A 12,520-nucleotide genomic window follows, 5' to 3' on the forward strand; every position below is an offset into this window, starting at 1 on the left:
CCTTCTATCTCCCTGAGGAAAACCCAAATGGAGCGCTTGCAACCTTATCTGGATGCTCTCCGCCGCTGGTGGTGGTTCCCGGTGCTGTGCGCGGTGCTGGCGGGAGCCGGCGGCTATTTCTACACCCGACAGCAGCGGCCGGTGTATGCCGCCCGGGTGACCCTGATGGTGGGCTCCAGCATCACCAGCCCCAGCCCGGATCCGCAGGAGATCGGCCTGAGCCGCACGCTGGCCCAGATCTACGGGGAGATGGCCCGCCGGCGGCCGGTGCTGGAACAAACCATCAAGCGGCTGAAGCTGGATCTTTCGCCGGATGCCCTGGCCCGCGCGGTGGAGACCCGGGTGGTGTTCAATGCCGCTCTCCTGGAGATCTACGTTTATGACTTCGACCCGGATCGGGCGGCGGCGCTGGCCAATGCCCTGGCCCAGACCCTGATCGAACAGGCTCCGGGGGCGCGCTCTCAGGCGGACGAGCCGTTCCTGCGCGGCCAGCTGGCCGATGTCCAGGCGAAGATCGAGGAGGTGGACCAGCGGATCCAGGAACTGCGGCGTCGCATGGAGACGATGACCTCGGCGGCGGAGCTGCGAGAGGCCCAGGATCAGCTTCAGGCCATGGAGCAGCTGAAGCGGGATTACCAGCAGACGTATGCGCAGCTGGTCTCGGTCATCAGCCAGGGGCGGGTGAACACCCTCAGCGTGCTGGAGCCGGCCCTTCCGCCCACGCGCCCCGTTTCCCCCAGTCTGCCGCGCAATCTGGCCCTCTCCGGGGGAGCCGGATTGCTCCTCAGTCTCAGCGTGCTGATGGCCCTGGAGCTGTTCATGGGCCGGGCGGTGCGCTGGGACGGCAGCCTGACGATGTTCAATTTCCCCGTTCTGGGCGTCCTTCCCCACTGGCGCAACCGGAAGGACCCGTTGATCGTTCGCGCCGCGCCGGACTCCGCGGAAGCGGAGGCGGTGCGCTCCCTTCGCCTTCGGATCATGCAGATGCTGCAGGGAAACTCCCCCCGGACCCTGCTGGTCACCAGCCCCATGCCGGAGGACGGCAAGTCCTTTGTGGCCAGCAATCTGGCGATGGCGATGGGGGAGGCGGGATTGCGGACGGTGCTGGTCGAGGCAGATCTGCGAGGGGGCACAGTCGCTCTTCTGGCCCCGGAGGAGATCCGTGGGGGCATCGTCGATTACCTGGAAGGGAAGGTGGACACGACGGACCTGGAGGCCCTGCTCCTTCCGGTAGATGGCAGGTTCTCGATTCTTCCCCTCGGAGGGATCCCGCGGGATCCCGGGTTGTTGCTCAGCTCACCCCGATGGCGATCTCTTCTGGACCAGCTGCGGGCGCGTTATGAGGTGGTGATCCTGGATGCGCCCCCCACGCTGTTCCTGGCGGAGCTCGAGCTCCTGGCCCGGACTGCAGATGGCATCCTCCTGGTGATCCGGGATGGAGAGACGCCTCGACGGCTGGTCAGACAGGCCCGGTATGCCCTGCGGGGTCAGCGGATCCTGGGGATTGTGGTCAACGACATCCCGCGCCGCAAGCTGGGGCCGGGCTATGGCTATGCTTATGGGGGTTATCGCTACGATCGCAGGTCGCCCCAGAAATCTGCAGCCTCCAGGGTGCTCCAGGCATGGCGTGAGGGGATCTCCCGGGGGATCCAGACGTGGCGGGCCAGGCGCCCGGTGCCATCGGCGCAGGAGCCCTATCCGCCGGCCTGGCCGCTTCCACCGCGCCATGAGCGGGAGCGGATGGTTCGACAATTCTCTCGGCCTCTGGTGAGGCCCTCGCCGCCTGTCCCACCTCCTCCTGCGCCGCCCGCGCAGCCGGCTGAGGCGCCGGAGATCGCTCCGGTGGAGGAACCCACCGGGATCCCGGAGGGGAGCGGACCCTTCATCGGGGCTTTCCTTCCCGAGGAAGAGCCGGGTCTGGAAACCGCGCCGCCGTCGCTTTCGGAGGATTCCCAGGCCGGGCGTCCTTCGGCCCCTCCGTTTGTAGAGATCGATCCCGAGCTGCTGGCGGAAGTTTCGAAGTGGCTGACCACGCTTGCCCCTGCCGAGGAGGAACTGTCTGCCTCCGCCGACAGCTCGGAGACAACGGAGGAGCGATCCGGATGAGCGCGCTGGCCGTCACCGTCCTTCGGAACACCATGTTCGGGCTGGGTGGGCGCCTCGCGGTGAAGATCCTGGCTTTCGCGTTCTCCGTATGGGTGGTGCGGCGCCTGGGCCAGGAAGACTTTGGATTGTATGCAACGGCCCTGGCCTATGTGACCGCTTTCGCGATTTTCTCCGACTGGGGGCTGGCCCCCTATCTGGTCCGAGAGATCGCCCGGGATCGGGGGCGGGCTGGCGAGCTGGTGGGGAATGCGATGGCCCTCCGGTTTCTGCTCGCCCTCGGAACCATCGGGCTCATTTTGGGGTTGGCGCAATGGAACGGGCAGCCGATGTTTTTGCTGGGAGGTATCGCCCTCGCCTCGCTCTCGCTTCTCCTGTATGCCTTCCAGGGACCTCTGGAAGCGGCCCTGCAGGGGGCGCGTCGGCTGGATTGGATCTCGGCGGCCGGCGTGCTGCAGCAGCTGGTCTTCGTGGTCCTGGGCGCGCTCGCCCTTTGGTCCGGTGTAGGCTTCTATGGATTGATCGGCGCCTCTCTGGTCGGAACCGCCGCGGCGCTGGCCCTGACCGCCTGGGCCGCTCGCGCTCTGGGCCTCCTGATCGTTCAACGCCCGCGATGGCGCCTCTGGCCCCTCCTGCTGCGCGCCGGCCTTCCCTTCGGCCTGATCGGCCTGGCGGTTAATCTTTCCTATAAAGTGGATACCATCCTGCTCAGCATCTGGTGGCCGGCGGGGGTCGTCGGCTGGTATAACGCGGCTTATAATCTGATCTTCTCGATCGCCATCCTCTCCAACGCCGCCAACGTCGCGCTCTATCCTTCGATGGCCGCCCTCTCGGATCCGGAGGCCCTGGCCTCGGTGGTCCGTCGTGCGATGGGGTATCTATGGCTGCTTTCCATTCCCTTTACGGTGGGAGGATGGGTGCTGGGGGATCGCCTGATCCCCGCCCTTTACGGCCCCTCGTTTGCTCCCTCCGTCCCAGCCTTCCACATCCTGATTGGGGTCGTTCCGTTGATGTTCCTCTCGGAATATCTGGGCTATGTGATCCTGGTCCGGAACCGGGAGTGGTTGGTGGCGCGTTCCCTGATCCTGAGCACCTCGTTTAACGTCGCGTTGAATCTCTTTATGATCCCCCGTTACGGCCTGATGGCCGCTGCCTGGATCACCCTGTTCACGGAGCTCCTGCTGGTCGGGCAATACATTACCCTTCTTCGTTTGTGGCGAGGGCTGGCGTTCGATTCTTTCGGGAAGCCGATGCTGGCCGCCGGGGCGATGGGGGGGATCCTCTGGATCTTGAAGGGATTTCCCCTACCGGTGTTGCTGGCCCTCGGCGCGCTGGTGTATGGCCTGGCGTTGTGGGGACTGGGGGCTGTGGGATCGGCGGAATGGCAGTTCCTTCGACGGATGGCGCAGCGAACGCCTGCATCCGGCGAGGTGGGTTGAGCCATGCGGATCGCCCTGGCCGCGCCGCACTATCCGCCGCGCAACATCGGGGGTGTGGAGTTCTATGTCCAATCCCTGGCCCGGTGGCTGCATCAGCAGGGCCACCGGGTGGAAGTGATCGCTGTCGAACGGATCGAATACGGGCCGTTTCCCCGGGTGACCGCGCGGGTCGATCGATCAGAGGGATTCCCGGTGCACTGGCTGACCGTGCGCTGGCGGAAGGGCCCGCTGGGGTTGCGGGATCGCTTCGACAATCCGGCGATGCAGCTGTGGTTCCAGGCGTATTTCCACAGCTGCAGCCCGGATGTGTTCCATCTGCACAGCGGGTATCTCCTGACCGTCGCCCCGTTGCGAGCGGCCAGGAAAGCCGGGGTCCCCACGGTGGTCTCGCTTCATGATTTCTGGTTCCTGTGCGCTCATCACACGCTGTTGCGGCCCAGCGGGCAGGTCTGCCCGGGGCCGGAGGATCCGGCTGGCTGCGCATATTGCTGGCTCAGCCAGGGCCGTCGCTACCGATGGCTGGAGCAAGGGCTGGCGCGTCTCGGCGTGGGATCTCCCCATCGGCAAGCCGGGCGTTTCCTGCGACTGTGGCCGTTCTTCCGGCCGTGGGCTCAGGTTATGGAAACGCGGCGGCGTACCACGATGGCGGAGCTGAATCAGGTGCGCGAGATCCATAGCCCTTCGCGTTTCCTGATCCGCCTTCACCAGGCTTTCGGGATGCGCATGGATCGTATTCGTATCATCCCTAATTTTGCTCCTCCAGATCTGAGGCCATCTTCTTCGCCTCGAGAGCGAAAAGATACCGGTGAAGTCCACGTGATATACATCGGTCAAGTTGCTCCTCACAAAGGAGTTCATGTTTTGATGGATGGGGTGCAACGGGCGAAGGATCGTCTCGGCATAGATGAGGCGGGCATGTTGCGGTTGACGATCTATGGGGACCTCCAGGCGTTCCCGGCTTATCGCCGCTTGCTGGAACAGAAGATCGGGGGGGACTCCACCATCCGGCTGGCCGGGATCCTTCCCCGGGAGCGGTTGGGGGAGGCGCTGATAGCGGCGGACTGGCTGGCCCTGCCGTCGATCTGGCTGGAGAACAGCCCCATGGTTGTCCTGGAAGCCCTGGCCACAGGGGTTCCCGTCCTGGCCAGTGCGGTGGGGGGGATCCCGGAGGTGGTCCGCCATGGGGAGAACGGATGGCTGGTGCCTCCCGGGGATCCAGAGGCCATTGCCCGGGCACTGATCCGATCCGTCCGGGAGCGGGAATGGCTGGAGCAGTTGCGCATGCGCGCAAAGCCGGTCTTCCCTTTCGAGCAGGCGATGTCCGCCTGGATCGCGCTGTATTCGGAGATCGCGGGGAAGGTCCGGGTCCCCGGGACGGCGGAAGAGGCGGTGGCCCATGAACCGATCTGAGGCGCAACCCATGGGAGGGGTTCTGGTCGCCGTCCTGACCTATAACCGCCTGCATGACACCCTCGCCTGCCTGGAATCGGTCCGGCAGCTGGAGGGACCGGTGGGAGCCATCGTGGCCCTGGATAACGGCTCCACCGATGGGACGCCGGAGGCGATCCGCCGGGCGTTCCCCGAGGTCCAGGTCTGGGAGCTGGGGGACAACCTGGGCTACGCGGCGGGGAACAATCGGGCCCTCCGTATGGCGCTGGAGCAGGGGATGGAAGGGGTGTTCCTCCTGAACAATGACACGCTGGTGGATGCCGGATGTCTGGTCGCAATGCTGGAGACGGCGCGATCCGCGCCCCATATCGGGGCAGTGGGGCCGTTGGTGTGGGCATGGCCTCCCTCCCAGGGGATCTGGGCGCTGGGCGGGGAGATCCACTGGCGCCGGGCCTACACGACTCATCGAGAAGCCGGGCGCGCGGAGCCCTCCCGGCGCGATCCCCATCCGGTGGATTTCGTTCCTGGCTGCGGGATGCTGCTGCTGTGCGAGGCGCTGGAGGCGGTGGGGGGCTTCGATGAGCGATATTTCATGTATTGGGAAGAGGCCGACTGGTGTCAGCGGGCGCGCCGCGCTGGGTTCTCCATCCAGGTGGATCCCCGGGCGCAGATGTGGCACAAGGCTCCCCTTCACCCAGAAGATCTCCCTCCCGCGACGCTCTATTACATGACCCGAAATCGATTGCTCTTCTTCTGGGAGCATGGGGGATCCATGGGACGATGGATAGCGCTCCTCCATGCGGTTCACGGCGCGATCCGCCTGGCGCGGAGGTATGAACGGGAAGATCAGCCTTCCCATGCCCAGGCCGTCTGGGAGGGGCTCTATGATTTCTTCGCCCGCCGGTGGGGGGCGTGGGGGAGCGAAACGGCTTCGTGGAAAACCGGAAAGGAGGCGCTGTGGCCCGTATCCTCTGGGTAATGGGCTGGTTTCCCCTGCCGCCCGATAAAGGGGTGCGGATCCGGCTTTCCCAGCTCCTGGACACCCTGGCCCCTCGCCATCGGCTGACTCTGGTGGTGCTGGCGGATCCGGAGGCGGAAATCGAACGCTACCAGGGGGAGCTGGCCGCCCGATGCGAGGCGCTTTACATCTTTCCGCGTCGCGAGTTCCAGCCGACCCGCTGGCGGGCGATCCGGGGGTTCCTTTCCTCCACGCCCCGCTGGCTGATCGATGTGGATCTGCCGGAGGTCCATGCGCGGGTGCGCCATCTCTGCGCCGAGCGGGCGTTCGATCTCATCATCGCCTCCCAGCTTCCATCCGCCCGCTATGTCCGAGCCCTGGATGGTGTCCCGAAGATCCTGGACGAGGTCGAGAGCGGGTTGTTCCTGGATCAGGTTCGCCTGGCTCGGGATTCGCTCCGGCGGGCGCGGCGGTGGCTGATGTGGTGGAAGTATGCCCGGTTCCTGCGGGATCTGGCGCGCGACTTCACGGTGTGCACGGTGGTCTCGGAGGTGGAAGCGCGGATCCTTCGGGGGATCGCGCCGCATGCTCGCGTGGCGGTCATCCCCAACGGGATCGATCTCCGGCGATATAGGGGAGTGGAAGCGCCTCCCGAGCCGGATACCCTCATCTTCACGGGGGCGCCGACTTACTGGGCGAACCGGGATGCGCTCGTCTTCTTCGCCGAAGCCATCTGGCCGGAGATCCATCGCTGCCGCCCATCGACCCGGTTGTGGATCACAGGGCGGCTTCCGGAGGGCACCCCGCTCCCCCATCCGCCCGGATGGATCTACACCGGCTATGTGTCGGATATCCGGCTGTGGATCGCTCGCGCCTGGGCGATGGTGGCGCCGTTGCGGTTCGGTGGAGGGACCCGGTTGAAGATCCTGGAGGCCATGGCCCTGGGGACGCCGGTGGTCTCGACCCCGAAGGGGACGGAAGGGCTGGCGTTTCGAAGGGAAGGGGCGGTGACCATTGCAGAGGACCCCCGGGATTTCGCCCGGGCTGTCCTCGCCCTGCTGGACGATCCGGACCAGCGGATGCGGCAGGGACAGATCGCCCGGGAGGCGGTTGAGGATTACGACTGGGCGCGGATCGGGGAGCGCTATCTTCAGCTGGTGGAGAGGACGATCCATGAGCGGGATCGCATGGCCGCGATCGCCTGACCGGGGGTCCCGATGGTGGGATCGGATTTCCCCTGCGGTCTGGGGGGCCGGATCTGGGCTTCTCCTGGCGCCCCTGATCGGGGTTCTGGTGCTCACCTCCCGGGGTCAGTGGGTCGCGATCGGGCTGCTGGGGGTGCTTGGGTTTCCGATCCTGCTCTTCCTCAGCCGCTACACCGTGGAGATCATCCTGTTCGCTTCGCTCTTTGTTCCCTTCACGATCTCCACGGGCTCTCAGAGCCCCATTGTGGCCAGCTTGCTCCTCACCGCCCTCTTCGGGGGGATCTGGCTGCTCCGGCGGGTGTTCGAGCGGGAGAAAGAGCACTGGCCCAAAGCCCCCGCGGTTGTTCCGCTGCTGGGGTTCATAGGGGTTTCCGTGATCTCGTTTTTCTGGAGCGAGATCTGGCGGGATCCGATGATCCCATCCTGGTTTCTGTATCGGGCGCGGCTGGGGGGGTTGGGGGTGATGGTGCTTTCGCCCCTGGCCCTCTGGCTGGCCGCCGCCCACCTGCGCCACCCCCGGCAGATGGATCGGCTGGTGGGGATGTTCCTGATCGCCGGCGCGCTGGGGGCGATCCAGATCCTGGCCGGGCAGCCATTATTCCCCTTTCTGAACACGGGGGGGCTGTTCCCCCTTTGGCTGTTCAGCTTCGGCGTGGCCTTTCTGGTGTTCCGGCCGATGGCGGCCTGGCTTCGCCTGGGGCTCGGGCTCATGCTGGGGATCTGGGGGTGGTATGTCCTGGTCCCCGGGATCTCCTGGATCAGCGGCTGGTTGCCGCCGATCATCGCCCTCCTGGTGGTCGTGTGGCTTCGATCCCGACGGCTTTTTGCTCTGGTGTTCGGCGTGTTGCTGTTGCTGACCGTGATCTACTGGGGGCCGCTTCAGTTCTGGATGTTCGATTACAACTACCAGACCAGTGGGGTAACCCGCCTGGAGGCATGGCTTCGGAACTGGCAGGTGACCCGGGAGCATTTGCTGTTCGGGACGGGGCCGGCGGGATATGCCGCCTATTACATGACGTATTTCCCGGACCAGGCGATGGCCACCCACAACAACTATCTGGATGTCCTGGCGCAGACCGGCCTGATCGGCATGGGGTTTTTCCTCTGGTTCCTGGCGGCTCTGGGACGGGAGGTCTATCAGATCTGGCGCTGGGTCCGTGCGTCTGATCACCAGGCGCGCGCTCTGGTTGCCGGGCTGATGGGAGGGTTCACCGGGCTGCTGGTGGCGATGGGTCTGGGGGACTGGTTCCTTCCGTTCCCTTACACGCAAACGATTGCCGGCTATCGCTATACCGTGTGGGGATGGATTTTCGCCGGGGCGGCGGTGGCGATGGGACGCTATTATCGGAGCCTCCGGCTGCAGCTCTTCTATGCGGCGTCCATCCGGGGAAGCCAGGAGTTGCGCAACCGGTTGCCTCCTGGTGACCTGAGGGCTCGCGGCCGATTCGAGCCCAGCGGCGTCCACTCTGGATGAGGATGAAAAGGGGCGTTATGAGACCGATGGTCTCTGTGATCCTGGTCACCTACAACACGCGGGAGCTCCTGGCCCGCTGCCTGGAGGCCCTCCCCGCGGCGCTGACAGGAATCCCCTACGAGATCTGGGTGGTGGACAACGGTTCCACGGATGATACCCTGGCCTGGCTGCAGACCCACTATCCGCAGATCCAGATCCTGAGCAATCCGAGCAATCGGGGGTTTGCGGCGGCGAACAACCAGGCCATGGCCCGGGCTCAGGGTCGCTATTTCCTGCTGCTGAACACCGACACGATCCCGCGCCCGGGGGCTCTCGCCGCGCTGGTGCATTATCTGGAGGAGCATCCGGAAATCGGGATAGCAGGGGGAAGTCTCCTGAACCCGGACGGCAGCCCGCAGGGATGCGCTGCCGATTTCCCCACCCTGGGGACGGAGCTGCTTTTGCTGACGGGTCCAATCGGGCGCTGGCTCCGCGGCCCGCATTTCCCCTTTCATCCTCCGGCGGAGTCCCCAAAGCCGGTGGACTGGGTTTCGGGGGCGTGTCTCCTTGTCCGCCGGGAGGTGGTGGAGGCCATCGGGGGTCTGGACGAAGGTTATTTTATGTATGGGGAAGAGGTGGACTGGTGCTGGCGGGCCCGGCGGGCCGGCTGGCAGGTCGCCGTCGTCCCCCAGGCCCGGGTGATCCATCTGGGGAGCGCGACGGCCCGTCGGATGGACGGCATGCGCCGGCGGTGGCTGTATGCCGGCAAGGCGCGCTTCCTCCGTCGGGCCCGGGGTCCTCTGATTGCCGCGCTTTACCAGGCAGCGGTCTGGCTCATCACGCTTCTCAAATGGTTGGGGATGACCCTTCTCGGGCGCCGGGAGCAGGCCGCCGCTTACGGCGCGGTGATCCATCCGGAAGGGTGGCTTCGCTGGGCCCGCATCTTCTTCACACCCACCGCTGGCCTTCTCTTCATGCTCCTTTTTCTGAGCACGATCTACACCTTCCCTCGCTGGGCGGACTGGAATCAGAATTCCCGCCTGGATCTGGTGCTGGCCCTGGTGGAGCAGGGGACGTTTCGCATTGATGCCTTCGTGGAGAACACCGGGGATTACGCAGTGGTCGGGGGGCATTTCTACAGCGACAAAGCGCCGGGCCTGGCTTTCGCGGCCGTTCCGGTGTATGCGCTCCTCCATCAGGCCCTGGTGCACCCGCTGGCCGCCCCGCTCGCCCGGTATCTGGAGGGATCGGCAGCCTTCCGAGCCACGCTGAATCCAGCTGGCACCGGAGTTTCCCCCTGGAAAGTTCGCCTTGCCATTGCCCTGGTGGTTCTGAGCGCCCTGGTGGTCGCCTTCCCCTCTGCCGCGATTGGGATCTGGCTCCACGGGCTCTTGCGCGAGCGGTTCGGGTCCCACCCGGTGTCCTGGATCCTGCCCATGGTCTATGGGCTCGGGACGCCAGCCTTCGCGTATGCGAACCTCTTTGTGAGCCATCAATTCGTGGCCGCTCTGCTGATGGCCGCCTTCGCCCTCGCCTGGGGGATCCGACGGGGACTCCTCGGGGATGGCGGGCGGATCCCTCTGGGCTTTCTGTTGGCCTACGCCGTGATCTCCGAGTATCCGGCGATCCTCATCGCCGCGGGGATCGCGGTGTATAGCCTGTGGGGACAGGGGGGTTCTCCCCGCCGCATTGCGCGATGGACGCTGATGATGGCGCTGGGCGGCGCTATCCCTCTTCTGCTCGCCGCCTGGCATAACGCCGTGGTGTTCGGCTCCCCCTTCCGGCTGGGTTACGCCTATTCCGCCCTCTGGCAGGACGTCCATCGGCAGGGGTTTTTCAGCCTGCGAGGGCCTTCCCTGGAGGCCCTGTGGGGGATCACCTTCAACCCGTATCGCGGGCTGTTCTTCCGATCGCCTTTCCTCCTCCTCGGCTTTGTAGGGCTATGGCGGATGCTCCGGGATCCGGAGTGGCAGGCGGAAGGGTGGCTGGCGACATGGGCGGTGCTCAGTTTCATCGCCTTTAATGCGTCCTCGGTGATGTGGGACGGAGGGTTCGCGGTGGGGCCGCGCTATCTGCTGCCGATGGTGCCCTTCCTCGCCCTGGCGGCTGGATTCGCCGTTCCAGCGATCGCCCGAAGTCGCGCGGGGATCGGGCTGGTGGCCGTGCTGGGGCTCTGGAGCTTCGGGATGGTCGTTCTCGAGAGCCTGGCCGGTCAGCAGTTCCCTCAATATCAACGGTTCCCTCTGGTGGAATACGTCTGGCCCCGGTGGCAGGCGGGAGATATCGCGCGGAACTGGGGGATGCTGCTGGGGTTGCGGGGACCTTCGAGCCTGCTCCCTCTGGGGACCCTATGGGGGCTGGGCCTCGGGTGGCTCGCCCGTCCGCCTCGCCGTTTCGCAGCCGAACGCATCGGACCGCGTGTTCTGGAGGGCCGGCCGTGAACATCGCTTCGATCATCCCCATCACGAGGCTCCGGCGCTGGACGGATCGGGCCCTTGATCTGGCCCTGCGTCCCGAGGGGGTCCTGATTGCCTTAGCGGTTCTGACCCGATGGCCGTTGCGAGGCCGATGGCTCTATCACTGGGACTCGGTCAATTTCGCCCTGGCCCTGGACCACTTCGATGTGGCCCGGGGCCAGCCGCACATCCCGGGCTACCCACTCTACGTGGGGCTGGGGCGGATCAGCCGCTGGATTTTCGGGGACGCGCAGACGGCTCTGGTCGCCCTCAGCGTCGCCGGCACCGCTCTGGCTGCCGTCCTGATCTACCGGCTGGGGGCGGAATGGGTGGGGTCCGGTGCCGGGAAGTGGGCGGCGCTCTTCTGGCTGAGCAGCCCCCTGGTCTGGTTCTACGGGGAGATCGCCCTCCCCCATGCCCTGGATGCCGGGTTCGTGTTGCTGGTGGTGTGGCTGGCATGGCGGTGCGCCCGGGGGGAACGGATGCATCGCCCTCTCGCCCTGGCCCTGGCCGTGTCCTCCGGGCTGCGGCCGCAGAACCTGCTGTTCCTCGGGCCGATCTTCCTCTGGGGGCTATCTGGCCAGCGATGGCGGGCGCGGGGGGAGGCGCTGCTCTGGCTCGGCGGGTTCATCATGCTATGGCTGATCCCTCTGCTGGCCCTCAGTGGGGGGGTGGAGCGTTATCTGGAGATCTCGCGGGCCTTCAACGCCCATTTCTGGACCTCCACGCTGGTCTTCGGGCCTGGGGGCCTCTCCGCGCTCCAGCGGAATGCGGGCAAGCTGGTCGCCTACACGGCCTACGGGGTCGCCGGGGCCGGGCTGGTCCTGATTCGGGGACTTCGTGCTCTCCCCGCCGTTCTCCAGCGTCTTTCCGAGCGATGGCCGGCGGCGCTGGGGTGGGGGCTCTGGGTGACGCCCAGCCTGAGCTTCTACACGTTCATCCACATGGGGCAGCAGGGCCTGGTGCTGGTGTTCCTGCCCGCGCTGATCCTGCTGGCCGCCTGGGCAGCCGCAACGGGCGGTTCGTGGGGCCGGTGGCTGGGGGCGGCCGGGGTGCTTCTGAATGTCGGGATTTTCCTGCTGGCCCCCGAATATCCCATGGGTCTGGACGGGATCCGGTTGCTGAATCTCTCCGCCCTGAGGAATCACGACGCCGCGCTGGCGGGGCGTTTCGCCCTGCTTCACGCGCAGTTCCCCCCGGAACGAACGCTGGTGGTGGCTTCCCAGTGGCGGTTCTTTGACTTCTACGCGCCGGAATATCGGGTGCTGCCCTTCGGCCTGGAGGATCCGGCCGAGCGTCCCCGGGCGGAGCAGATTTTTACACACGAGGCATCCGGCGGGGCAGAGGCCATCGTCCTCTTCGAGCCGGAGCTGACCCGCTGGGTGCGCCCGGGATCCCGCCCGTGGCGATGGTGGGCGCACAACGGCGTGCGGCTGCCGGGTTGGGAATGGGGACCAGGCGATCGCTGGATCTACGGGCCGGAGGGATTCGGATTATTTGGGGAACCGTGAGAAAGC

General features: G+C 66.0%; 8 protein-coding genes. All 8 read left to right on the forward strand.

Features of this window, described 5'->3' with window-relative positions:
• Nucleotides 1-27 precede the first annotated feature (27 nt).
• The 8 genes from VAE54_RS05605 to VAE54_RS05640 are packed head-to-tail and all read left to right on the forward strand — an operon-like array spanning nt 28 to nt 12,514.
• Nucleotides 28-2,106, forward strand: a complete 2,079-nt coding sequence (locus tag VAE54_RS05605; RefSeq protein WP_322800959.1) for a hypothetical protein — start codon at nt 28-30, stop codon at nt 2,104-2,106.
• A complete protein-coding gene (locus VAE54_RS05610) occupies nt 2,103-3,542 on the forward strand; it encodes a flippase (RefSeq protein ID WP_322800960.1) in 1,440 nt (479 codons plus the stop codon). Before VAE54_RS05605 ends, VAE54_RS05610 begins: the two co-directional genes overlap by 4 nt.
• 3 nt (nt 3,543-3,545) lie before the next feature.
• Complete coding sequence (locus VAE54_RS05615; protein ID WP_322800961.1) at nt 3,546-4,952, forward strand: glycosyltransferase family 4 protein; 1,407 nt, start codon at nt 3,546-3,548, stop codon at nt 4,950-4,952.
• The gene (locus VAE54_RS05620; protein ID WP_322800962.1) at nt 4,939-5,910 is read left to right on the forward strand and encodes a glycosyltransferase family 2 protein; all 972 of its coding nucleotides are present in this window, start codon (nt 4,939-4,941) and stop codon (nt 5,908-5,910) included. The genes VAE54_RS05615 and VAE54_RS05620 overlap by 14 nt, the downstream gene beginning before the upstream one ends.
• A complete protein-coding gene (locus tag VAE54_RS05625) occupies nt 5,889-7,094 on the forward strand; it encodes a glycosyltransferase (RefSeq protein WP_322800963.1) in 1,206 nt (401 codons plus the stop codon). The genes VAE54_RS05620 and VAE54_RS05625 overlap by 22 nt, the downstream gene beginning before the upstream one ends.
• Entirely contained in the window at nt 7,063-8,568 is a 1,506-nt protein-coding gene (locus tag VAE54_RS05630; RefSeq protein ID WP_322800964.1) for an O-antigen ligase family protein, read from the forward strand. The genes VAE54_RS05625 and VAE54_RS05630 overlap by 32 nt, the downstream gene beginning before the upstream one ends.
• 26 nt (nt 8,569-8,594) lie before the next feature.
• Nucleotides 8,595-10,988 (forward strand): glycosyltransferase, encoded by a 2,394-nt coding sequence (locus VAE54_RS05635; protein ID WP_322800965.1) that lies wholly within the window; start codon nt 8,595-8,597, stop codon nt 10,986-10,988.
• The gene (locus tag VAE54_RS05640; RefSeq protein WP_322800966.1) at nt 10,985-12,514 is read left to right on the forward strand and encodes a hypothetical protein; all 1,530 of its coding nucleotides are present in this window, start codon (nt 10,985-10,987) and stop codon (nt 12,512-12,514) included. Before VAE54_RS05635 ends, VAE54_RS05640 begins: the two co-directional genes overlap by 4 nt.
• The last annotated feature ends 6 nt before the right edge of the window (nt 12,515-12,520 follow it).

Source organism: Thermoflexus sp., from assembly GCF_034432235.1.
In the GTDB taxonomy this organism is placed as follows: domain Bacteria; phylum Chloroflexota; class Anaerolineae; order Thermoflexales; family Thermoflexaceae; genus Thermoflexus.

Coding starts and splice junctions, on each gene's coding strand:
- VAE54_RS05610 (WP_322800960.1), top strand. CDS start 2,103: ATGAGCGCGCTGGCCGTCACCGTCCTTCGGAACACCATGTTCGGGCTG.
- VAE54_RS05615 (WP_322800961.1), top strand. CDS start 3,546: ATGCGGATCGCCCTGGCCGCGCCGCACTATCCGCCGCGCAACATCGGG.
- VAE54_RS05630 (WP_322800964.1), top strand. CDS start 7,063: ATGAGCGGGATCGCATGGCCGCGATCGCCTGACCGGGGGTCCCGATGG.
- VAE54_RS05605 (WP_322800959.1), top strand. CDS start 28: ATGGAGCGCTTGCAACCTTATCTGGATGCTCTCCGCCGCTGGTGGTGG.
- VAE54_RS05635 (WP_322800965.1), top strand. CDS start 8,595: ATGGTCTCTGTGATCCTGGTCACCTACAACACGCGGGAGCTCCTGGCC.
- VAE54_RS05620 (WP_322800962.1), top strand. CDS start 4,939: ATGAACCGATCTGAGGCGCAACCCATGGGAGGGGTTCTGGTCGCCGTC.